Here is a 20,791-nt window from a genome sequence, read left to right on the forward strand (position 1 = left end):
TCACTCAGGCCTGCGGTTGAACTGGAGACTCTTGATCAGTCTCGGGCTCGCCCGACTCATTCACATTTATTTCAGTTTGCACGGCCGCGCCACTCCCGACGTCGTCCAGCAAAGACGGCTGCTCCGGGTGCGTCTCGACCGCTGGCAGCACGCCGGCAACCACTTCAGCCAGCGGCCCATCCAGCGCCGGCAACTGCGCCAACGAGGCCAAGCCCATGTCGTCCAGGAATTGCTTGGTCGTCGCGAACAAGGCCGGCCGGCCAGGGGCATCGCGGTGGCCGATCACGTCCACCCAGCCTCGGTCTTCGAGCTGCTTGATGATCTGACTGCTGACCGTCACGCCGCGAATGTCTTCGATGTCGCCCCGCGTGACGGGCTGCCGGTACGCGATGATGGACAAGGTCTCCAGCGTGGCTCGCGAATACTTGGGCGGCTTTTCAGGGTTGAGCCGATCAAGGTGCTCTTGAAACTCCGGCCGACTCTGAAAGCGCCAGCCCGTCGCCAACTCGCGCAACTGAATGCCACGCCCAGACCAATCCGATGCGATCTCGTCGAGCATGGCCCGCACGGCGTCGTGATTCAACTGATCTGCGAACAGGGTACGCATCTCGCGCACCGCCATGGGCTGATGGGCGCACAGTAGCGCCGTCTCGAGAATGCGCTTGGCATCCTCCGTATTGAAGACATCCATCTCGTTAGATGACCATCGACAGGTCACTCGGACGATCGAGCGCCGATGCGCCCGACAAATCAGCTGCGGCTGAGCCGGCGGCTGGACACTTTGAAACGCCGGAGCATGGTGTTCCATGCTCCAGGAAGGCGCGGTCTATCAGACCTCGGCCACAGGGTTCGTCTAGTTTTCATGATGGCTTCTCTTCACAGAGAGCCACCTCTTGATGGCGCGTAGATTAGCAGCAGCTGCGCGCTCGAATGGTTGGGGATTGTATCCACAATCGGCAGAGCCCTAATTCGGCATGTCGCCAAACAAGGCCCGCCAAGTCGCGCAGAAATCGTCGGGCGGTCGTGCATTAAACACCAATGGCAGATGCGTTACCGGGTGTTCAAACGCCAACTGCGCCGCGTGCAATGCCTGGCGCGCCATTCCCATCGCGACTCGGCCACCATACAACTCGTCGCCCAGCAAGGGGTGTCCCAGCGAAGCCATGTGAACCCGAATCTGATGCGTGCGCCCCGTATGCAGCACGCATCGCACCCCGCTATAGGCCGCGCCATCGACATCGGCTACGGCCAGCCGGGTCACGTCGGTCTGCGCGGGCTTGCCGGACGACACCACCGCCATGCGAATGCGCGATGCGGGGTCACGCCCTACCGGCGCATTCACCGCCACATCGGTCTGCTTCAATTTGCCATGACAGATCGCCAGGTATTGACGATGCACATCACGCGCAGCAATGGCACGCACCAACGCGGTAACCGCCACCAAGGTCTTGCCGACCACCATCAGGCCGCTGGTGTCCTTGTCGAGTCGGTGAACGATCCCTGCCCGCGCCAGAGACGCCGCGCCAGGATGGTGAGCCAACAGGCCGTTGAGCACCGTCCCCGACCAGTTTCCGGCCGCCGGATGCACCACCACGCCGGGCGCCTTGTTCATCACCAACAGATGCTCGTCCTCGAACACGATGTCCAACTCGACTGGCTCGGCGCGAAAGGCTCGGCTCTCTGGCGTCGGCATCAACTCGATCTCGATCGACTGCCCCAGCGCCACCTTTTTCGAGCTCACCACCGCCGCACGCTGATCGACTCGCACATATCCACCTTCAACCAGGCTCTGCAGGTAGCTGCGCGAGAACTCGGGGGCCTGAGCAACCAGAAACTGATCGAGCCGCTTGCCGTGCTCGCGAGGCGACACCACCGCCACCCGCTTTTCGATCTCGCCTTGCAGCGGCTCCTGGTCGTCAGCGGTGCCGATCGAATCGATCAAGGCGTCAGATGCAGAAGGAGTCTGGCCCATATACTGTGCGGTGATTTTTCTGGCGCGGCACCGTCGATGCCGCCACTAAGAGATGAGCAACCGAATGAACGTTGAATTTTCCAGGGTGCCCGCCTGTGCCGCCTCGCTGCTGCTGGCTTCGGCCTTGTTGAGCGGTTGCGGCACAACCCCGAAAGACGACATCGACCCCAACCTGACGCCTGAAAAATTGTACGCAGACGCGAAGGAAGAAGCGGCCGACGGCAATTTCGAAACGGCCATCAAACGATTGGAAAAGCTTGAAGGCCGTGCCGCCGGCACCGTGCTTGCCCAACAAGCCGAGTTGGACATGGCCTATGCCTACTACAAGACGGGCGAAAAGGCGCAGGCGCTGGCCAAGCTTGAACGCTTCATGCGACTGCACCCCACCAGCCCCGCGCTCGACTACGCGTACTACCTTCAGGGTCTGATCAATTTCAACGACGATCTGGGCATCTTCGGTCGCATCTCGCGACAAGATCTGTCCGAGCGTGACCAGCAAGCGTCGCGAGATGCCTACGAGTCGTTCCGCCAGTTGACCGAGCGCTTCCCCGAATCGCAGTACACGCCCGATGCCAAGCAGCGCATGAATTACATCGTGAATTCGCTCGCTCGCTACGAGGTGCATGTCGCCCGCTATTACTACCGCCGCGGCGGCTACCTTGCGGCCTCGAATCGGGCCCAACGCGCAGTGCAGGAATTCCGCACCTCGCCAGCCATTGAAGAAGCGTTGTTCATCATGGTGCGCAGCTACGACAAGCTGGGGTTGACCGCGCTGCGCGACGATGCCCAGCGCGTGCTGAGCAAGAACTACCCGAACAGCCCATACCTCGATCCGAACTACGCCCTGGCCGACAAACCCTGGTGGCAGCTCTGGTGATCGAATCAGCGACTCAACTTGCTCCCCGCCCATGACTGCCAAACGCATCCTGATTGCCCTGATCGCCGTCATCGCTTTGTCGGTGCTGTACCTGATGGCGGCCATGAACTGGAGTTACTCCGAGGGCGAACGCGCCGGCTGGATCCAGAAACTGTCGCGCAAGGGTTGGGTGTGCAAGACGTGGGAAGGCGAACTCGCGCTGGTTTCGCAACCCGGCGCACCGCTCGAGAAGTTCCAGTTCACGATATGGGATGACGCGGTGGCCGCCGATCTCAACAAGTTCATCGGCAAGCGCGTATCGCTGCACTACGAAGAGAAGGTTGGCCTGCCGACCAGTTGCTTCGGCGACACGCGCTATTACGTGACCAAGGTCACCGCCGTCGACGACATCTCGCTGTCGCCCGGCGTGGTGGTTCATGCTCCCGCTGCATCGGCCTCGGCATCGTCGGAGCCTGCGTCTGCGCCTTGACAGGGGTGGAGTGGTAGGCCGCCCGTGAGTCGAACACGGCACCAACAGATTATGAGTCTGCTGCTCTAACCAACATGAGCTAGCGGCCCCCGGCTCGACTACCGGGTCGGCAACCGAGGAGCCGCGATTGTAGAGGGCATCAGGCCCGCACTACTTCTGGCTCAGGGCGCTCGACACCAGCCTAGCCGTGATGTCGACGATCTCGATCATGCGATCGTAGGCCATGCGCGTCGGGCCAATCACACCCAGAGTGCCCACCATGTGCCCATCGATGTCGTAGGGTGCGCTGACGATCGACAGCTCCTCGATCGGCACGATCTGACTCTCGCCCCCGATGTAGATACGCACGCCTTCCGCGCGCCCCGACACTTCCAGCAGCCGCATCAATTGCGTTTTCTGCTCGAACAAGTCGAACATGCGGCGCAGCGAGCCCAGGTCGCCTGAGAAATCCTGCACGGTCAACAAATTGCGCTCGCCGGCCACCACGACCTGATCCGTGCTCGCGGCCACCGCCTCGCTGCCGATCTCGACCGCCGCATGCATGAGCTGCGCGATCTCCCCGCGCAATTGATCGATCTCGCCACGCAGCCGCTCGCGCACCACCTCGATGCTCAACCCTGCGCAGTGGGCATTGAGATAGTTGCTGGCCTCCACCAGCTGGGATTGCGTGTAGTCCTGCGCGGTGAAGATCACTCGGTTCTGCACGTCGCCGTCGGGCGCCACCAATATGACCAGAATGCGACGCTCCGACAGCCGCAGAAACTCGATGTGCCGGAAGACGTTTGCCTTGCGTGGCGCGGTGACCACGCCCACGAACTGCGACAGGCTGGACAAGATGTGCGCGGCATTGGCGATCACCCGCTGGGGCTGATCGGGCTGCAATTGCTCGCGGGCATCGGCCGGCACGGCTTCGGATACGTGCGGGCGCGCGGTGAGCATGGTGTCGACAAACAGGCGGTAGCCCCGCGCCGTCGGGATGCGTCCTGCCGACGTGTGCGGGCTGGCAATCAAACCCAGCTCTTCGAGGTCGGCCATCACATTGCGAATGGTGGCCGGCGAAAGCTCCAGCCCCGACGCCTTCGACAGCGTGCGCGAGCCCACCGGCTGCCCATCAGCGATGTAGCGTTCAACCAGGGTTTTGAGCAGCGATTTCGAGCGGTCGTCCAGCATGAAAACGATTGTAGGACGCGGCCTGCGCGGCCATGGTCCGGACACATCGCTGTGGTGTAATTCTGCGCATGCCCAGCCGCTTCAGACATGCCGCCCTGGTAGGCAAATACCAGGCCCGCGGCGTCCGCCCCCTGCTCGAAGACATCGCCCACTACCTCGTTCGCGCGGGCGTCGAGGTGGCGCTTGAACTTGACACGGCGCGCAACACCGGCATCACCGACTACCCCGCCCTCTCGCCGGCCGAGATCGGCGCGCACTGCGATCTGGCCATCGTGGTGGGGGGCGACGGCACGATGCTCGCCGTTGCCCGCGAGTTGGCGCGCTACAACATCCCGCTGGTGGGCATCAACCACGGTCGCCTGGGCTTCATCACGGACATTCCGATGAAGGAATGGAAGGACACGTTGAGCGCCGTGATCAAGGGCGACTACGAAGAAGAACACCGCTCGATGCTCGAAGGCTCGGTGGTGCGCGACGGCGACGCCATCTACGAGGGGTTCGCGGTCAACGAGGTGATCGTCAGCCGCGGCGCCACGGCCAGCATGATCGAGGTCAAGGTGGAGGTGCAGGGGCAGTTCGTCGCCAACCTGCGGGCCGACGGCCTCATCGTGTCGTCCCCCACGGGCTCGACAGCGTATGCCCTGTCGGCGGGCGGCCCGATCCTGCACCCCGGCATTGCCGGCTGGGTACTCGTGCCGATCGCCTCGCACACCTTGTCGAATCGGCCCATCGTGCTGCCCGACTCGGGTGAAATCTCGATAGAGATCGTCGCGGGCCGCGACGCCAGCATGAACTTCGACATGCAGTCGCTGGCCTCGCTGCTGCACGGTGACCGCATCGTGGTGCGCCGCTCGACGCACCGGGTGCGCTTCCTGCACCCACGGGGCTGGAGCTACTACGCCACGCTGCGTCGCAAGCTGCGCTGGAACGAAGGGGTGAGTTGAGATGCTTCGGCGTCTGACGCTGCGCGACTTCGTGATCGTGCCAGCGCTCGAAATCGACTTCGAGCGCGGCTTCTCGGTTCTCACCGGCGAGACCGGGGCTGGCAAGTCCATCCTGATCGATGCCCTGCAATTGGCGCTGGGCAACCGCGCCGACGCAGGCGTGGTGCGCGAGGGCGCGACTCGAGCCGAGGTCTGCGCCGAGTTCGAGCCGCCCGCCGCATTGACCGCCTCGCTGCAAGCCTGGCTCGAAGAAGCGGGCTTCGCGAGACTGGATCACCCTGGAGAGCCGCTCTTGCTGCGCCGGGGCATCGATGCGCAAGGCAAGAGTCGCGCCTGGATCAACGGCAGCCCCGCCACCATGACGCAACTGCGCGACCTCGGCGAGCGACTGGTTGACATCCATGGCCAGCATGCCTGGCAAAGCCTGACCCGCGCCGATTCGGTTCGGAGCCTGCTCGACGCGCATGCCGACATCGACACCTCGGCCCTGCTGACAGCCTGGCAAGCCTGGCGCATGGCGCAACGCCAGCTCGACGACGCCCGCTCGCGCCATGCCGAACTGGACCGCGAACGCGAGCGCCTGAGCTGGCAAATCAACGAGCTCGACAAGCTCAGCCCCCAGCCCGACGAGTGGGACGAACTGAATGCCGAACACACGCGGTTGAGTCATGCGCAAGGCATTCTCGACGCCGCGCAATTGGCGCTCGATGCCGTGAGCGAAGCCGACGAATCAGCCGATTCGCAGACCTCTCGCGCCATCGAGTCGCTGCAATCGGTAGCCGACTTCGAGCCCCAGCTTGCCGACGCGCTGGCCGTGCTGCGCAGCGCGCAGGCTCAATTGCAGGACGCCGCCCACAGCATCAACGCCGCGCTGCGCCACACCGAGCTCGACCCCGACCGGCTCGCCTCTCTCGACGAGCGACTGGGCAGCTGGATGAGCCTGGCGCGACGCTATCGCAAGACGCCACACGAACTGCCCGCCACGCTGCAAGGCTGGCGAGACGAATTGCGCGCGCTCGACGCAGCCGCCGATCTGGACGGCCTTGAGCGTGCAGCCGCCTCGACACGCGCGACCTATGAGCGGGAGGCCCAGGTGGTGTCGAGTGCGCGTCACGTAGCTGCACCCAAGCTGGCAGCCGCCGTTACCCAGGCCATGCAAACGCTGGGCATGGGTGGCGGCCGCTTCGAGATTGCCCTTCGAACACTTGACGAGCCACAGTCGTGGGGCCATGAAACGGTCGAATTCATGGTGGCCGGCCATGCCGGAAGTACCCCGCGCCCACTCGGCAAGGTTGCATCGGGCGGCGAGTTGTCGCGCATCGCGCTGGCGATCGCCGTGTGTGCCCGCCACGATCAGGCCGACGACGCTGGCGAGCCTGGCGCGGCCACGCTGATCTTCGACGAGATCGACTCCGGCGTCGGCGGAGCCGTTGCCGAGACCGTCGGCCGCATGCTGCAGCGCCTGGGTGCCGACTATCAGGTGCTGGCCGTCACGCACTTGCCACAAGTGGCCGCGTGTGGCGATCATCACTTCGTGGTCGCCAAGAGCGCCAACGATGGCGTCACCACCAGCAGCATTGCCCCGGTTTCTGGCGACGCCCGCGTGGCCGAGATCGCCCGCATGCTCGGCGGTCAGCTGACCGAGGCCGGTCTGGCCCACGCCCGCGAGATGCTTGCCCCGCCCGCACCGACCCGCACCCGGAAAACACACGCCTGAGCGCAGAAAACCCCGACCCCTCTCCGCCCACAGGCGCCATCAAAAGCATTACGCTGTCGAACATGTCCGCACACACGCCTCCGGTCGCCGAGTCCGCCCGCCCCTCCCCCGCCGCTCTTGACATCGTGGTCGTCACGGGCATCTCCGGCTCGGGCAAGTCGGTGGCCATGCAGTCGCTCGAAGATGCCGGTTTCTTCTGCGTGGACAACCTGCCCGTCGAGATGCTGCGCGACTTCATCATGCTCGAGCGCAACCGCGAACCGGAGCCACGCCGCGTGGCAGTGTCCGTCGATGTCCGCACCGGTGCATCGATCACGCAACTGCTGCCCCGCATGGCCCAGCTACGCGACGAAGGGGTGTCGTTTCGCTCGATCTTTCTCGATGCCAGCGTCGACGCGCTGGTGCACCGCTACTCCGAGTCGCGACGCCCTCACCCGCTCGCGCAAACCGCCCAAAGCGAGGGCGACCTGCAGCACGCCTTGATCGAGACCATCCAGCTCGAACAAGAGTTGCTGAGCGCGGTACGCGAGGTGTCCACCGTGATCGACACCAGTCATCTGCGCCCTGCCCAGCTGCGCGCCTGGGTGCGCAACCTGGTCGAAGCCCATGCGTCGACCCTGACGCTGGTGTTCGAGTCATTTGCCTTCAAACATGGCGTGCCGCTCGATGCCGACTACGTGTTCGACGTCCGCATGCTGCCCAACCCTCACTACGTTCGCGAGCTGCGTCCGCTGACCGGACGCGATGCGCCGGTTGCCGAATTCCTGCGCGCGCAGCCCGAGGTCGATGAAATGCTTGATCAGATCCAGAACTTCATGGAGCGCTGGTTGCCCACCCTCAAGAACGATCAACGCAGCTACGTCACGGTCGCCATCGGCTGCACCGGCGGACAGCACCGCTCGGTCTATCTGGCCGAGCAGCTCCATCGCCGCTTCGAGCGCCAGGCCACCACCTTGGTGCGTCATCGCGAACTCGGCGCCCGCGAGATGGCACATCGCTCATGAGCAAGCCGGGGGATCGCGCCGAACTGCCGCTGTTTCCACTGCGCGCGGTACTCTTTCCGGACGGGTTGCTGAGCCTGAAGGTCTTCGAGGCGCGCTACCTCGATCTGATCGGCGAATGCCTGCGCATGCAGCGGCCTTTCGGCGTGATCGGCATCAAACAAGGCCAGGAGGTGCGGCAAGCCGGCGAGGTCGTCCAGTTCGAAAGCATCGGTTGCGTGGCGGAATTGCTTGACGTCAACAGCGAACAGACCGGCATCCTGAAGGTCCGTTGCCGCGGCGGGCAACGCTTCGAGGAGCTGTCGAGCCGGCAGCAGGACAACGGTTTGTGGATTGCCGATGTCGCCTGGCTGGCTGGTGACGGCGATATCGCCCCGACGCCCGAGCTGACACGCAGCGTGGTGAGCCTGTCGCAGGCCATCAAGAAGCTGCATTCGCAAGGCGTCAACCCGGCGCTGGAGCCGTTCCGCTACGAGCAGGCTGGCTGGGTGGCCAACCGATGGTGCGAGTTGCTGCCACTGTCTCAAGAAGCCCGTCAGCGCCTGATGGAGCTGCCCGACCCGCTGGTCCGGCTGCGTCTGGTCGACGAATTCCTGCGCAGCAAGGGCGTGGTCGGCTAAACCACCCGCGATCGCCCCGCCGTGGCCCTCACACCGCCAGCAGGCGCTTGAGTGGCGCCGGCAAACCGTAGCGCGACAAGTCGGAGCGCGAAACCCACACACCTTGCTGACGCTCGGCCACGCCGAGCATCGGCTCGCTCCGCGCAGTCAACACCAGCCGACGGGGATGAAGGCGCCAATCGAAGTGCGTCAGGGCGTGCTCGATCATCGGCTGCGGCTCCAACTGATCGCGCCCCGCGCGGCGCAAGCCAACCGGCAACATGGCCTCGACGGTGGCAAGCAACTCCGCTTCGGTATCGAACATCGGCAGACTCCACAGGCCTGCCCAGACACCCGTGCTCGGTCGCTGCTCGAGCCAGACATGATCATCGCGCTCCAGCCAGAGCCACCAGTTTTCGCGCTGCTTGCGCTGCAACTTGCGTGTCTTGACGGGATAGGCCTCGGGCTGCCCCTCGCCGGCCGCCACGCACCCGGCCTGCAGCGGACATGCCATGCAGGTCGGCTTGCGCAAGCTGCAAACAGTGGCACCGAGATCCATCAAGCCCTGGGTGTAGGCCGGCATGTCAGCCGCCCGTTGAGGCAGCAGTGCGTCAGCGCAAGCCCACAGGGCTCGCTCATGGCGCTTTTCGGCCAGGTCTTCGCCGTAACCCAAGGCTCGCGACAACACCCGCTTGACGTTGCCATCGAGAATCGCAGAGCGCTCGTCAAAGCAAAACGCGGCAATGGCTGCCGCGGTACTCGGCCCGATGCCTGGCAACTGCGCCAGCTCGTGCGCGCTGCGCGGGAACGCTCCGCCGTGATCGGCCATCACCGCCTGGGCGCAGCGATGCAGATTGCGCGCCCGGCTGTAGTAGCCCAACCCTGCCCACTCGGCCAGCACGTCGTCGAGCGACGCGCCCGCCAAATCGGCCACCGTCGGGAAGCGCTGCAGAAAGCGGGCGTAGTAGCCCAGCACCGTGCTGACCTGGGTTTGCTGCAGCATGATCTCGGACAGCCAGACACGATACGGATCGCGCAGCTTCTGCCACGGCATGTCGTGGCGCCCGTGGGTGCGCTGCCACGCCACGACTTGGCCGGCAAAGCTGCCTTGCCAAGCCTGTGCGCGAGCAGTGAGATCGGTGGGTTTGGTCGAACGCGCGCGGCTCATGCCTGAGCTTGCAGCCCAGGCTCGCGCGACGGCTCGATCAAGCGCAGATGCCCGGCACCGCTCGGCGGATCGAGCGGAATATCGGCCGAACTGGCACGCGCCAGCGGCAGCGGACTGCGCGCCTGCTCGTTCACGGCATCGACCAGCGTGGCCAGGCGCGTCTGAATCTGCTGCGTGCGATCATCCTGCGCCTGCAGTTCGGCCAAACGCTCTTCGAGTTCGCCGGCGGCCGTCTGGATGCGCTCGAGCGATTCTTGGCGACGCTTGAAAGTGCGGCGGCGTTCGCGCAACTGCGTATCGACTTGCGCCGAGGCCGTCTTGTTCCAGAGCTCCAGCTCGCCGCTGGCGTTCTCGAACACCACGCGCAGGCGCGACACCAGCATGCGGCGGAACTGCGCCTGGAACTTCGGTTGGGCCAGCTTGATGGCCTGGCCCAAGCCGAGGTATTGAACGTAATTGCGCTCGATGGTGGTGAGGTCGTCGGCGAAGCGCAGCAGGTTGGGCGCCGGATCCAGCGACAAGCCGAACCCGTATTCGGCGTTCAGCTTGGCAAAGGTGGGCGTCAGCATGGCGTGGATCTCGTTGGACCGCACCTGCGCCACCTCGATGATGCGGCGCAGCTGCGCGCACATCTCGGTGAAGGCCTTCTTGGCTCCCAGCTGCAGGAACGAGCCGCTGAGCGCCTCTTGAAAACGATCGACCGGCTCGCGCAGCTTGTCGCTGGCGATGCCCACCAGCGCATCTTTGAGCATGCGGCTGTGGACGCTGCGCATGGCCGAGAGCTTGGCCGTGCAGGCCTCGAATTCCGCCGCCTCGGCTTGTGCACGCTGCAGCATCATCTGGACCTTGCCACCGCTCTTGCCGCGCAAACCGCGCAGCTCCAGCAATTGCTCGGCCGTTTGCCGACGCGAATCAGACAGCCGGCGCTGGATGCGCGACTGCAACTGCCGCACGCCTTCGATCGCAGCCAGCTCCAGGGTTTCACGCCGCTTGGGCAGCAAGCCCTCGGACAGCGCCTGCTCCAGCGCCAGAATGCGGCTGCCCTGCAGCAGATCGGCGTTGCCTTCGACCCGCGCCGCCAGCGCCTGGCGCGCCGAGATCGGGAAGATGTGATCGCGCTGCAAACCGAGGTCACGGGCGACGTTGTCGCATTGCTGCTCGATCAGTTTGAGCGTGACAGCGGGCGGGCTCAGAGGGTCAGCCAGAGCGTCGATCTTGTTGAGCGCCACAAAACGCGCCAGCGCCGGCCCGCTGAGGTGGTCGCGCCAGATGCTCAGGTCAGATTTGGTCACCCCGGTGTCGGCCCCCAGGATGAACACCGTGGCATGGGCGGTGGGCAGCAAACCCAGCGTCAATTCGGGCTCGGTACCGATCGCGTTCAAGCCCGGGGTGTCGAGCACCACCAACCCCCGCTTGAGCAGCGGGTGCGGCAGATTGATGCGGGCGTGACGCCACACGGGCACATCGACCAGACCATTGGCATCGGGCGGCGGGTTGTCGTCGGGGCGCTCGTCGTCCCAGAAACCCAGTGCGCGGGCTTCTTCGACCGAGACGGCGCGGGTACGCATCACCTCGGTCAGGGCCTGCGCCATCTGGTCGGGCTGGTTCAGATCGATCTCGATGCACTTCCAGACCTTGGGCTGCTTGTACAACTCGGTGAGCGAGATGTTTTCAAGCCGCGTTTCAATGGGCAGCAACGACAAGCCAATCGGCTCGTCGGCGTCGTAGCACAGCTCGACCGGGCACATCGTGGTGCGCCCCGGCGTGGCCGGCAGCATGCGGCGCCCAGAGCCAGCAAAGAAGATGGCGTTGATCAACTCGGACTTGCCGCGCGAAAACTCGGCGACGAAAGCCACGATCAGTTTGTCGCCCGCCAGCCGCACTCGCATGGCGTCGAACCACTCGGCGGCATCGTCGTCGAGCAGATCGTGCTCGCGTGCAAAACGGCCCAGTTGGCCCAGTTGGGTGTCGATGGCCGAGCGCCACGCGCTCAGGGCATCCAGTTGGCTGGCGAAGGTTTGCGTCATATCGCGATGCTGCGGTCTTTATCCACGCATCTAACTACGAAATAGCCATGGTATCGCAGCGCTTTTACACAGCCGCGTCACTTTTACCTGCGTTGACAAACCGGGCAAAAAAAGGTGGAGCGCTGCCCCTGCACGACGCGCCGGATCTTGACGCCCGAAGCTACGCCACATGTCGTACAGGACTGACCTTCTCGCCCGTACACCTTGGCCTCGAACTGAAAGGCTCCAGGGTCACCGTGAGCATCCTTGAAATTACGCAGACTGGTGCCCCCCACCTCGAGCGCGCGACGCAGCACGGCGCGGACAGCTTCGAGCAGGCGGTCACAACGCGGGCGGCTCAATCGCCCACAAGGAAGACGCGGGTCGATCCCCGCCATGAACAGGGCTTCACAAGCGTAGATGTTTCCAGCCCCCACCACCACGTCACCCGCCAAAAGAGCCTGCTTGACCGACACTCGCTTGCCGCGCCAAGCCGTGTGCAAATCAGCCCCGGTCAGCGCTGGGTCGAAAGGCTCGCGCCCCAAAGCAGCCAGCAAGCGGGAGGCGGGAGGCTGATCCAGCGCCGGACTCCAGACCACCGCGCCAAAGCGCCGGGGGTCGGTCAGGCGCAGCACGCCGCTCGACGTGATCAGATCGAAATGATCGTGAACTCCGGCCGGAGCCGACGTCGAACTGAAGCTCAACGACCCCGACATCCCCAGGTGCAGCAACAAACCGCCGTCGATCCCTCGCCCGGCCGCGCGGCGCAGTGGCAGCCAGATGTATTTGCCGCGCCTCGATGCCGCCCCCACCTCGGCGCCCAGCAGTTCGGCCGGAGCCACGCCGAGCGGCCAGCGCAGCGGCTTGCCCACGCGCACCGCTTCGACGCGCGCGCCGTCAATGCGATCGGCAAAACTCTGGCGGGTGACTTCTACTTCAGGCAACTCAGGCATGGGTCACATTATCTGCATGACGGCTCCCCGTCAGATGGAACGTTGACTCCGCTGAGCTCTCAATAGAATCAGCGCAAACAGGAGCCTCCATGCCGCTTGATCGACCTTCCCTCGCCACGCCCGCCTTCTCTGCCATCCGTGCGCGGCGCCGGTCGACTCCGCAGTGGTTTACCCCTCTCGGCCTGGTCTGTGCACTGGGCCTGACATGCCACGCCGCGCTGGCCGCGCCCAGCGAAACCTTGCCGCGGTCGGCCACCGGCCAGGTCGCGCAACCAGCCGCTCCGGCAGTGATCCGGTCGGCGCTGGACGCGCAGACGTTCTACGAGCTGCTGTTCGGCGAACTCGAACTGCGCCGGGGCAACCTGGGCAACGCCTTCCAGCCCATTCTGGACGTGGCCCGCCGCACGCAAGACGACCGGCTGTATCAGCGAGCCGTCGAGATCGCGTTGCGGGCCCAGGCCGGCGAGCAGGCGTTGAGTGCCGCCAAGGCTTGGCGTGTGTCGCAACCCCAGTCGCGCGAAGCTTGCGAATACGTTGCGCAGATCCTGCTGGCGCTCAACCGCCCAGGTGAAACCGCCGAGCCGCTGCGTGCCGCGATCAACCTGACGCCACCCGACACCCGCGCTGGCGCCGTGGCGTCGATCCCGCGCTTTCTGGCTCGTGTGTCCGACCGCAAGCAAGCCGCACAGCTCATCGACGACATCACATCGCCCTATCGCGCCGCACCCGAAACCGCCTCGGCAGCGTGGGTGGCCAGCGGGCGTGGCTGGCTGACCGCAGGCGACGCGGCGCGTGCACTCGACACCGCCCGCAAGGGACTTGCCGCCAATCCGGCCGACGATGGGGCCGCCCTGCTGGCAGCCGATCTGATCGGCCGCGCGCCGGGCGCCGAAGAGCTGTTGAAATCCGAGCTCGATGCCAAACCCAAGAATCCGGTCATTCGACTGGCCTACGCGCGCAAGCTGATCGAAACCCAGCGATTGGCCGAGGCCGCCAGCCAGCTGGAACAGGTCACGCAACTGGCTCCCGACTACGAAACGGCTTGGCTGACGCTGGGCGCTGCACGGCTCGACCTGCATCAACCCAAGGAAGCCGAAGCCGCGGTACGCCACTTCCTGGCTCTGCGCGACGCCCACCGTGCCAAAGCAGCATCTGCGGCGCCCGCAGACGGCGTCGACGGCGATGCGGACACCAACCCCGACACGGCCCGCGTACTGGCATCGGTCATCAGCACCGGCAACGAGCAAGACAACCAGGCGTATTTGCTGCTGTCGCAAGCCGCTCAGCAAAACGGCCAGTTGGACGAAGCCGAGGCCTGGCTGCAAAAGATCCCACCAGCAGCCGGTGGCCTGCCGATCCAGTTGCGTCGCGCCTACATCCTGCAAAAACAAGGCCGCATCAACGACGCGCGCGAACTCATCCGACAGGCTCCCGCCAAAGACGCGCAAGAAGCACGCTCCAAGGTGCTTGCCGAAACCACCCTGCTGCGCGACGCCCAGCACTGGCGCGAGGCCTACGCCGTCCTCGAAGAGGGCAACAAGACCTACCCCAACGATGCCGACCTGCTGTACGAACAAGGCATGCTGGCCGAAAAGCTCAAACGTTACGACGACATGGAGCGCCTGTTGCGTCGCGTGATGGCCTTGCAGCCCAACAACGCCAACGCCTTCAACGCCCTGGGTTTCAGCCTGGCCGACCACAACCTGCGCCTGACCGAAGCGCGTCAACTGGTGGTCAAAGCTCTGGAATTGTCCCCCGGTGACCCATTCATCACCGACAGCCTGGGCTGGGTCGAATTCCGACTCGGCCATCTGGACGAAGCCGCGCGCCTGCTGCGAGAAGCCTACAAGTCGCGCCCCGACCCCGAGATCGCGGCGCACCTCGGCGAGGTTTTGTGGCACCAGGGCAAGCAAGACGAAGCCCGCGCCATCTGGCGCGACGGCCAGGCCAAGGAATCCGCCAACGAGACACTGCAAGAAACCCTGCAGCGCCTGAAAGTGAGCCTGTGATCCAGGCCCCGGCTGCGATGAAGCGCAGCGCGGCGCGGCGGCTACTTGCAGCCGCCATCGCGCTGTCGCTCGGCGCCATGCTGGGTTGCACCACCCCGCCGAGCCGGCTGCCGGCCGAGCCTCAGCCTGGCGGCGTCAGCCTGTCAGGCCGCATCAACGTGCGGGTCGAGCCCGGCGTGGGCAGCGTCGAGCCGGCCCAGTCGGTGACGGCTCAATTCGAACTCGAAGGTCGCCCAGATGATGGCCTGCTCAACCTGAGCACCCCGCTCGGCACCCGCATGGCCCAGGCGCGGTGGCTGGGGGAGCGAGCCGAGTTGATCGGCCCTGACGGTCAACGCAAAAGCGGACACCTCGTCACGCTGACCCGCGAAGCCCTCGGCCAGAGCCTGCCAATCGGCGCCATGATGAGCTGGCTGCAAGGCAACCCCGCCGACAACATCGCCAGCGTCCCCTTGCCCCCGCCGGACCGCGGCTTCACGCAGATGGGCTGGGTTGTCAACCTCAACCGCTGGGCCGACCGATTCATCATGGCCTCGCGCGACGAGCCCGACCGCATCGAAGTACGCGTCAAGCTCGACGCGACCGCCGACACCTTGCCCGCGTCCGTCCCTCATCCAGCCTCAGATCCTCGCTGATGCGCGCCCTCTACGACCTGCCTGCCCCCGCCAAAATCAACCTGTTCCTGCATGTGATCGGGCGCCGCACAGATGGCTATCACTTGCTGCAATCGGTTTTCGTGTTGATCGACTGGTGCGACACCCTGCACTTTGAACGCCGCGACGACGCCCGACTGCAACGGCACGACCTGTCAACCGCGCTCCCCGCAGACGACCTCTGCCTGCGCGCAGCTCGTGCGCTGCAACAAGCAGCCGGCGTGCAGATCGGCGCAGACATCTCAATCGACAAGCGGGTGCCCTGGGGCGCCGGCCTGGGCGGCGGCAGCTCCGATGCAGCCACCACCCTGCTGGCCCTCAACCGGCTATGGGGTCTCCACTGGCCACGCGAACAGCTGCAACGTATCGCCGTCACGCTGGGGGCCGACGTGCCCTTCTTCGTCGGTGGCCACAACGCGTGGGTCGAAGGCATTGGCGAGCAACTTGCGCCGATCGATTGGCCGCCACGTGAGCCGCATCCCGCCTCCTCGAGCCCGACTCACAGCCAATGGCTCGCTGTGGTGAAACCGGCAACATCGATCCCGACTTCAGCAATTTTTGGCAGCCCCCTCTTGGCTCGCGACACAAAGCATGCTATAGTCACAGACTTTCTCGCAGCCTCAAACGCTCAAGCGATTGATGCCGAAACCGGCAACAAAAATTTGAGTGGCTCTGCAAAGAGTTTCATGAGGTTTGGCCAGAACGATTTGCAAAAGCCCGCACAGGCTTACAGCAATGAAGTGAGCCAAGCCCTGGATCTTTTAAGCAAGCGCTTCGGCAACAGCCGAATGACGGGCTCGGGCAGCGCGGTGTTCGCAGATGCCGGTTTTGGCTCCGCTCCCACTGCCTTGATGCCTGAGTCGAGCGCCTTGCCCGCAGAATGGATAGGCCGCATGTGCCAGTGCTTGCCCCAGCACCCCTTGCTGGAGTGGGCCGCGTAGCTGGAGCATGAGCCGAGCGAGAAACGATTTTTTGGGGTGTTGCGCGAGCTGCATCCTGTGTAGGGGAGTCGCCAAGTTGGTTAAGGCATCGGATTTTGATTCCGACATTCGAGGGTTCGAATCCTTCCTCCCCTGCCAACCTACACAAAATCGTCAGGCGCAGTTCGATCGACGCGCCATGACCACCACCGGGACTCTTGTAGTCCCGGTTTTTTTGTTGAGATACCGTTCTTTGTTTGCCGCGTCCGGTTTATCTGCCGGTGTGTTCACCGCCATCCGGTTCACTCACCTCTAGCACGGGACCCACCATGCTGTCCGACACCGTACTCTTCACCGGCAACGCCAATCCCGCGCTCGCTCAAGAAATTGCCCGCAACCTTGGCGTTGAACTGGGCAAGGCAGCCATTGGTCGATTCTCCGATGGCGAAGTCACCGTTGAAATCCAGCAGAACGTGCGCGGCCGCGAAGTCTTCGTCGTTCAGTCGACCTGCGCGCCGACCAACGAACACCTCATGGAGCTGTTCATCATGGTCGACGCCCTCAAGCGCGCCTCGGCCAACCGCATCACGGCGGTGATCCCCTATTTCGGCTATGCCCGCCAGGACCGCCGCCCCCGCTCGACGCGCGTGCCCATCTCGGCCAAGGTCGTGGCCAACATGCTCGAAGCCGTCGGCGTGAACCGCGTATTGACCATGGACCTGCACGCCGACCAGATTCAAGGTTTCTTCGATATCCCGGTCGACAACATCTACGCCTCGCCGGTGCTGCTGTCCGATCTGCAATCAAAGCGCTACGAAGATCTCGTGGTCGTCTCGCCTGACGTTGGCGGCGTAGTGCGCGCGCGTGCCTTGGCCAAGCAACTGGGTTGCGATCTGGCGATCATCGACAAGCGTCGCCCGAAAGCCAACGTGTCTGAAGTGATGCACGTCATCGGCGAAATCGAAGGCCGCAACTGCGTGATCATGGACGACATGATCGACACGGCCGGCACGCTCTGCAAAGCCGCGGAAGTACTGAAAGAGCGCAACGCCAAGAGTGTGCTCGCCTACTGCACACACCCGGTTTTCTCGGGCCCGGCGATCGAGCGCATCAAGGCCTCGCAGCTCGACGAAGTGGTCATCACCAACACCATTCCGCTCAACGACGAAGCCCAGTCCACGCCGAAGATTCGTCAGCTGTCGGTCGCCTTCCTGTTCGCTGAAACCATCCGCCGTATTTCTGACGGCGAATCGGTGACGTCTCTCTTTGCGGAGCAGAACAACAACTTCTGATCCGTTTTCAACGGCCCGGGCATGGTGCACGGGCCAAACACAGCGTCTGGTCGCGGACGCTTTTTCAACTGGAGTCAACGATGAAATTCGTCGCATTTGAGCGCCAACTGCAGGGGACCGGAGCGAGCCGCCGCCTGCGTGTGTCTGGCAAGGTCCCTGGCATCGTGTACGGCGCGGGTCAACCCGCCAACATCGAGCTGGATCACAACGCCCTGTTCCACGCCCTGAAGAAGGAAGCCTTCCACTCGTCCATCCTCGAAATGGAACTGGGCGGCAAGGTCGAGAAGGTTCTGGTGCGCGATGTGCAGTACCACGCCTACAAGCAGCAAGTGCTGCACATTGATTTCCAGCGCGTTGACTCCACCACCAAGATCTCGAAGAAGGTGCCCCTGCACTTCGTGAACGAGGAGAACTCGCAGGCCGTCAAGTTCGACAACTGCCTGATCTCGCACGTCGTCAGCGAACTCGAAATCGAGTGCCTGGCCGAGAAGCTGCCGGAGTTCCTGACGGTTGACCTGGGCGGTCTGTCGAAGGGGCAGTCGCTGCACGTCGACGACCTGAAGCTGGACGCCACCGTCAAGGTGCTGACCCACGGTCGCAAGAACCCGGTCATCGCCACCGTGGTTCCTGTCGCGGTGGAAGAGATCGTCGCGCCGGTCGCCACTGCGGCTGCTCCCGCCAAGGGCAAGGCTGCCAAGGGCAAGAAGTAATTTCTGCTCTTGCCGCACTGACAAGCCCCGCCCCGGCGGGGCTTGTTGCTTTGTACCGTCAGAATTTTCAGGCTCGATAATCACCTCCCATGATTCGACTCTTTGTCGGCCTGGGCAACCCTGGCCCTGAATACGAAGCCACCCGCCACAACGCCGGCTTCTGGTGGATCGACTCCGCCGCTCGCAACCTGCGTGCATCGATGCAGTTGGATCGCAGCTATCACGGCTTCGTGGCGCGAGTGAATCGCCCGGACGGCCCGATCTGGCTGCTGCAACCGCAGACCTACATGAACCTGTCCGGCAAGTCGGTTGGCGCGCTGGCCAAGTTCTTCAAGATCTTGCCCAGCGAGATTCTGGTCGTGCACGACGAGCTCGACCTCCTGCCCGGGCAGATGAAGCTCAAGCAGGGCGGCAGCCATGCCGGGCATAACGGCTTGAAGGATATTCATGCCCAACTCGGGTCAGCCGACTACTGGCGACTGCGCATCGGTATCGGACACCCCGGCGTGAAAGGCGAGGTAGCCGCCTATGTGCTACGCAAGCCACCCGCCGCCGAGCGCGATGCCATTGAGCATTGCGTCGATCAGTCGCTGACCGCCCTGGACGCCTTTCTGGCTGGCGACATGGAGCGCGCGGTGCGGCTGATTCACGCCAAACCACCCCGCCCCAAGCCCCCGCGACCGCCGGCGGGCGACAACGCAGGACAGAAGCAGCCCGAATAAGCTGTCGTCCACCATCAGGGAGAAGAACACAATGAAACGATCGGGCACTCATGCTCGCCGGCACTCCAGCATGGCCGCCATGCTGTTGATGACATGCGCGTTGATCGCACTCACCAGCCAGACAACAGCGCGTGCCGAAACGGTCTACCGATGCGGTCCGGCGCTCAATCAGTACAGCTCGACGCCTTGCGAGCAAGGGCGCGCAGTTGAGGTGCACGACGCTCGCAGCGCAGAGCAATTGCAGCAAGGTCATGAAGCCGCCCGCCGTCATCAGCGCGCCGAACACGACCTGTCGCGCGACCTGAAAGCCGAGGAACGCCGCCCTGTTTCGGCTGTCAGCTTGTCGGCCAGAAGCTCGTCAGAGCATGTGGACCCGCCAAAACATGCGACCAAGAAGATGAAGAGAAAGTCGCCGCGATCCAGCGCAGGGACCGACACATTCACGGCCATCGACCCGAGCGGCGTGCAAACCAAGCGGCCGGCCAAGCCGACCCGCCGATCAAACTAGCCCGGTTGATCAGGCATGGCCGGTGTCACCGAGCCTTGCTGCAGGCGTTCGTATTTGGCCTGCAACTGCGCCCGGGTCTCGATGACGTGCGGGTTGACGGGAATGCAGCTGACCGGGCAGACCTGCACGCATTGAGGCTCGTCGAAGTGCCCCACGCACTCGGTGCATTTCTGCGGGTCGATCACGTAGATCTCAGGCCCCAACGAAATGGCCTGGTTCGGACACTCGGGTTCGCAGACGTCGCAATTGATGCAATCGTCCGTGATCATCAACGCCATAAACGAATCCTGCCTCCACCAGCACTACGCCAACCTCTCGCGGAAGCGGCGCTCAACCTTGGGCCACCCGCGTCTTCAAACGAGACAACACGGACGGCGCCACAAATTTCGAAACATCGCCCCCTAGCATGGCAATCTCACGCACGAAGGTACCCGATACGAACTGATATTGGTCGCTGGGCGTCAGAAAGACCGTTTCAACATCCGGCATCAGTTGACGGTTCATGCCGGCCATCTGGAACTCGTATTCGAAGTCGCTTACCGCTCGCAAGCCACGCACCACGACCCGACCACCTCGCCCCACCACGAAATCGCGCAGCAGGCCATGAAACGCCACCACCTCCACGTTGGGATAAGGCTGTGCCAGTTCGCGAGCGATTTCGAGCCGCTCGTCAACCGTGAACATCGTGCGCTTGTGATGGCCTGCGGCGACGGCCAGTATCAGTTGATCGAACAGCGTGCTGGCTCGACGCATCAGATCCTGATGGCCCAGTGTCATGGGGTCGAATGTGCCGGGGTAGATGGCAATCGTGCGATGAGCGATCGTCACAAGGCGTCCTCGTTCGGGTGATGGGTCAGCAACAGAGCCGCAGTGTAGTGGCATCACGAACGGGAGCGACACAAGCGCGCCAGTGGGCTTGGTTGGCGTGTGGCAGATCGATCGAGACATCTGCAAACATCGCTGCGCGCGAGCAACTGACCTGCCCCCTCCCAGCCGTACCAGCGTAATGGAGAGGAAGTCCATCAACCAGGAGAATGATGGACATGAAGAAGAGCAGATTCACCGAGGAACAGATCATTGGTTTCCTCCGGCAGGCCGAGG

The 20,791-nt window shown here is 64.0% G+C and carries 21 protein-coding genes and 2 tRNA genes; 14 read left to right on the forward strand and 9 right to left on the reverse strand.

The genetic code is table 11. The annotated features are described in order from the left end of the window. Positions 1-4: 4 nt before the first annotated feature. Positions 5-691 carry an SMC-Scp complex subunit ScpB gene (gene scpB, locus ACE3SS_RS07605; protein ID WP_374592568.1) on the reverse strand — a complete coding sequence of 229 codons (687 nt, stop codon included), beginning with the start codon at positions 689-691 and terminating at the stop codon, positions 5-7. Between the two features lie 273 nt (positions 692-964). Next, positions 965-1,972 carry an RluA family pseudouridine synthase gene (locus tag ACE3SS_RS07610; protein WP_374592569.1) on the reverse strand — a complete coding sequence of 336 codons (1,008 nt, stop codon included), beginning with the start codon at positions 1,970-1,972 and terminating at the stop codon, positions 965-967. 64 nt (positions 1,973-2,036) lie between these two features. Here ACE3SS_RS07610 and ACE3SS_RS07615 point away from each other — a divergent pair, with 64 nt between their 5' ends. Both ACE3SS_RS07615 and ACE3SS_RS07620 read left to right on the forward strand, forming a co-directional pair. Beyond that, positions 2,037-2,849, forward strand: a complete 813-nt coding sequence (locus tag ACE3SS_RS07615) for an outer membrane protein assembly factor BamD (protein WP_374592570.1) — start codon at positions 2,037-2,039, stop codon at positions 2,847-2,849. A gap of 31 nt (positions 2,850-2,880) precedes the next feature. Further along, complete coding sequence (locus ACE3SS_RS07620) at positions 2,881-3,318, forward strand: hypothetical protein (RefSeq protein WP_374592571.1); 438 nt, start codon at positions 2,881-2,883, stop codon at positions 3,316-3,318. Positions 3,319-3,329: 11 nt separating this feature from the next. On the opposite strand, the gene ACE3SS_RS07625 is transcribed toward ACE3SS_RS07620, so the two are convergent. Together ACE3SS_RS07625 and hrcA are read right to left on the reverse strand one after the other, a co-directional pair. Continuing rightward, positions 3,330-3,407 (reverse strand) — tRNA-Ile (locus tag ACE3SS_RS07625). Positions 3,408-3,468: 61 nt separating this feature from the next. Further along, the gene (gene hrcA / locus ACE3SS_RS07630; protein ID WP_374592572.1) at positions 3,469-4,488 is read right to left on the reverse strand and encodes a heat-inducible transcriptional repressor HrcA; all 1,020 of its coding nucleotides are present in this window, start codon (positions 4,486-4,488) and stop codon (positions 3,469-3,471) included. 68 nt (positions 4,489-4,556) lie between these two features. On the opposite strand from hrcA, the gene ACE3SS_RS07635 reads away from it, so the two are divergent. The 4 genes from ACE3SS_RS07635 to ACE3SS_RS07650 all read left to right on the forward strand — a co-directional run bounded on the left by ACE3SS_RS07635 (position 4,557) and on the right by ACE3SS_RS07650 (position 8,770). After that, the gene (locus ACE3SS_RS07635; protein ID WP_374592573.1) at positions 4,557-5,432 is read left to right on the forward strand and encodes an NAD kinase; all 876 of its coding nucleotides are present in this window, start codon (positions 4,557-4,559) and stop codon (positions 5,430-5,432) included. Position 5,433: 1 nt separating this feature from the next. Beyond that, positions 5,434-7,149 carry a DNA repair protein RecN gene (gene recN / locus ACE3SS_RS07640; protein ID WP_374592574.1) on the forward strand — a complete coding sequence of 572 codons (1,716 nt, stop codon included), beginning with the start codon at positions 5,434-5,436 and terminating at the stop codon, positions 7,147-7,149. 62 nt (positions 7,150-7,211) lie between these two features. Next, positions 7,212-8,153 carry an RNase adapter RapZ gene (gene rapZ / locus ACE3SS_RS07645; RefSeq protein ID WP_374592575.1) on the forward strand — a complete coding sequence of 314 codons (942 nt, stop codon included), beginning with the start codon at positions 7,212-7,214 and terminating at the stop codon, positions 8,151-8,153. Then, positions 8,150-8,770, forward strand: a complete 621-nt coding sequence (locus ACE3SS_RS07650; RefSeq protein ID WP_374592576.1) for an LON peptidase substrate-binding domain-containing protein — start codon at positions 8,150-8,152, stop codon at positions 8,768-8,770. Before rapZ ends, ACE3SS_RS07650 begins: the two co-directional genes overlap by 4 nt. A gap of 28 nt (positions 8,771-8,798) precedes the next feature. Here ACE3SS_RS07650 and mutY read toward each other — a convergent pair whose 3' ends face one another. The 3 genes from mutY to mutM form a co-directional block, all read right to left on the reverse strand. Beyond that, the gene (mutY, locus tag ACE3SS_RS07655; RefSeq protein ID WP_374592577.1) at positions 8,799-9,917 is read right to left on the reverse strand and encodes an A/G-specific adenine glycosylase; all 1,119 of its coding nucleotides are present in this window, start codon (positions 9,915-9,917) and stop codon (positions 8,799-8,801) included. Further along, positions 9,914-11,944, reverse strand: a complete 2,031-nt coding sequence (locus tag ACE3SS_RS07660) for a dynamin family protein (protein WP_374592578.1) — start codon at positions 11,942-11,944, stop codon at positions 9,914-9,916. The genes mutY and ACE3SS_RS07660 overlap by 4 nt, the downstream gene beginning before the upstream one ends. 83 nt (positions 11,945-12,027) lie before the next feature. Further along, entirely contained in the window at positions 12,028-12,876 is an 849-nt protein-coding gene (gene mutM / locus ACE3SS_RS07665; protein WP_374592579.1) for a bifunctional DNA-formamidopyrimidine glycosylase/DNA-(apurinic or apyrimidinic site) lyase, read from the reverse strand. 89 nt (positions 12,877-12,965) lie between these two features. Here mutM and ACE3SS_RS07670 point away from each other — a divergent pair, with 89 nt between their 5' ends. The 8 genes from ACE3SS_RS07670 to ACE3SS_RS07705 all read left to right on the forward strand — a co-directional run bounded on the left by ACE3SS_RS07670 (position 12,966) and on the right by ACE3SS_RS07705 (position 19,690). Next, positions 12,966-14,885, forward strand: coding sequence for a tetratricopeptide repeat protein (locus ACE3SS_RS07670; protein WP_374592580.1), 1,920 nt, complete (start codon positions 12,966-12,968; stop codon positions 14,883-14,885). Positions 14,886-14,902: 17 nt separating this feature from the next. Continuing rightward, on the forward strand, positions 14,903-15,520 hold the full coding sequence (locus ACE3SS_RS07675) for an outer membrane lipoprotein LolB (RefSeq protein WP_374592581.1): 618 nt from the start codon (positions 14,903-14,905) through the stop codon (positions 15,518-15,520). Next, on the forward strand, positions 15,520-16,479 hold the full coding sequence (ispE, locus tag ACE3SS_RS07680) for a 4-(cytidine 5'-diphospho)-2-C-methyl-D-erythritol kinase (RefSeq protein WP_374592582.1): 960 nt from the start codon (positions 15,520-15,522) through the stop codon (positions 16,477-16,479). The genes ACE3SS_RS07675 and ispE overlap by 1 nt, the downstream gene beginning before the upstream one ends. Positions 16,480-16,540: 61 nt before the next feature. Then, positions 16,541-16,617 (forward strand) — tRNA-Gln (locus ACE3SS_RS07685). Positions 16,618-16,787: 170 nt separating this feature from the next. Further along, positions 16,788-17,750 (forward strand): ribose-phosphate pyrophosphokinase, encoded by a 963-nt coding sequence (locus tag ACE3SS_RS07690; protein WP_374592590.1) that lies wholly within the window; start codon positions 16,788-16,790, stop codon positions 17,748-17,750. 80 nt (positions 17,751-17,830) lie between these two features. Continuing rightward, a complete protein-coding gene (locus tag ACE3SS_RS07695) occupies positions 17,831-18,460 on the forward strand; it encodes a 50S ribosomal protein L25/general stress protein Ctc (RefSeq protein ID WP_374592583.1) in 630 nt (209 codons plus the stop codon). Between the two features lie 89 nt (positions 18,461-18,549). Further along, the gene (pth, locus tag ACE3SS_RS07700) at positions 18,550-19,182 is read left to right on the forward strand and encodes an aminoacyl-tRNA hydrolase (RefSeq protein ID WP_374592584.1); all 633 of its coding nucleotides are present in this window, start codon (positions 18,550-18,552) and stop codon (positions 19,180-19,182) included. A gap of 70 nt (positions 19,183-19,252) precedes the next feature. Beyond that, positions 19,253-19,690, forward strand: a complete 438-nt coding sequence (locus tag ACE3SS_RS07705; protein WP_374592585.1) for a hypothetical protein — start codon at positions 19,253-19,255, stop codon at positions 19,688-19,690. On the opposite strand, the gene ACE3SS_RS07710 is transcribed toward ACE3SS_RS07705, so the two are convergent. Then, entirely contained in the window at positions 19,687-19,968 is a 282-nt protein-coding gene (locus ACE3SS_RS07710; RefSeq protein WP_374592586.1) for a YfhL family 4Fe-4S dicluster ferredoxin, read from the reverse strand. The two genes, ACE3SS_RS07705 and ACE3SS_RS07710, sit on opposite strands and share 4 nt — an antisense overlap. Before the next feature lie 52 nt (positions 19,969-20,020). Further along, positions 20,021-20,512 carry a pantetheine-phosphate adenylyltransferase gene (gene coaD / locus ACE3SS_RS07715; protein WP_374592591.1) on the reverse strand — a complete coding sequence of 164 codons (492 nt, stop codon included), beginning with the start codon at positions 20,510-20,512 and terminating at the stop codon, positions 20,021-20,023. Between the last annotated feature and the right edge of the window lie 279 nt (positions 20,513-20,791).

Origin of the sequence: Aquabacterium sp. (genome assembly GCF_041915145.1) — a bacterium.
Taxonomy (GTDB): Bacteria; Pseudomonadota; Gammaproteobacteria; order Burkholderiales; family Burkholderiaceae_C; genus Aquabacterium.

Bases quoted from the DNA above. Each gene is read 5' to 3' on its own strand.
- ACE3SS_RS07675 (WP_374592581.1), top strand. From the start codon at position 14,903: ATGAAGCGCAGCGCGGCGCGGCGGCTACTTGCAGCCGCCATCGCGCTG.
- ACE3SS_RS07670 (WP_374592580.1), top strand. From the start codon at position 12,966: ATGCCGCTTGATCGACCTTCCCTCGCCACGCCCGCCTTCTCTGCCATC.
- recN (WP_374592574.1), top strand. From the start codon at position 5,434: ATGCTTCGGCGTCTGACGCTGCGCGACTTCGTGATCGTGCCAGCGCTC.
- pth (WP_374592584.1), top strand. From the start codon at position 18,550: ATGATTCGACTCTTTGTCGGCCTGGGCAACCCTGGCCCTGAATACGAA.
- mutY (WP_374592577.1), bottom strand. From the start codon at position 9,917: ATGAGCCGCGCGCGTTCGACCAAACCCACCGATCTCACTGCTCGCGCA.
- ACE3SS_RS07695 (WP_374592583.1), top strand. From the start codon at position 17,831: ATGAAATTCGTCGCATTTGAGCGCCAACTGCAGGGGACCGGAGCGAGC.
- ispE (WP_374592582.1), top strand. From the start codon at position 15,520: ATGCGCGCCCTCTACGACCTGCCTGCCCCCGCCAAAATCAACCTGTTC.
- ACE3SS_RS07610 (WP_374592569.1), bottom strand. From the start codon at position 1,972: ATGGGCCAGACTCCTTCTGCATCTGACGCCTTGATCGATTCGATCGGC.
- mutM (WP_374592579.1), bottom strand. From the start codon at position 12,876: ATGCCTGAGTTGCCTGAAGTAGAAGTCACCCGCCAGAGTTTTGCCGAT.
- ACE3SS_RS07635 (WP_374592573.1), top strand. From the start codon at position 4,557: ATGCCCAGCCGCTTCAGACATGCCGCCCTGGTAGGCAAATACCAGGCC.
- ACE3SS_RS07705 (WP_374592585.1), top strand. From the start codon at position 19,253: ATGGCCGCCATGCTGTTGATGACATGCGCGTTGATCGCACTCACCAGC.
- hrcA (WP_374592572.1), bottom strand. From the start codon at position 4,488: ATGCTGGACGACCGCTCGAAATCGCTGCTCAAAACCCTGGTTGAACGC.
- ACE3SS_RS07620 (WP_374592571.1), top strand. From the start codon at position 2,881: ATGACTGCCAAACGCATCCTGATTGCCCTGATCGCCGTCATCGCTTTG.
- ACE3SS_RS07660 (WP_374592578.1), bottom strand. From the start codon at position 11,944: ATGACGCAAACCTTCGCCAGCCAACTGGATGCCCTGAGCGCGTGGCGC.
- ACE3SS_RS07710 (WP_374592586.1), bottom strand. From the start codon at position 19,968: ATGGCGTTGATGATCACGGACGATTGCATCAATTGCGACGTCTGCGAA.
- ACE3SS_RS07650 (WP_374592576.1), top strand. From the start codon at position 8,150: ATGAGCAAGCCGGGGGATCGCGCCGAACTGCCGCTGTTTCCACTGCGC.
- scpB (WP_374592568.1), bottom strand. From the start codon at position 691: ATGGATGTCTTCAATACGGAGGATGCCAAGCGCATTCTCGAGACGGCG.
- ACE3SS_RS07615 (WP_374592570.1), top strand. From the start codon at position 2,037: ATGAACGTTGAATTTTCCAGGGTGCCCGCCTGTGCCGCCTCGCTGCTG.
- ACE3SS_RS07690 (WP_374592590.1), top strand. From the start codon at position 16,788: ATGCTGTCCGACACCGTACTCTTCACCGGCAACGCCAATCCCGCGCTC.
- rapZ (WP_374592575.1), top strand. From the start codon at position 7,212: ATGTCCGCACACACGCCTCCGGTCGCCGAGTCCGCCCGCCCCTCCCCC.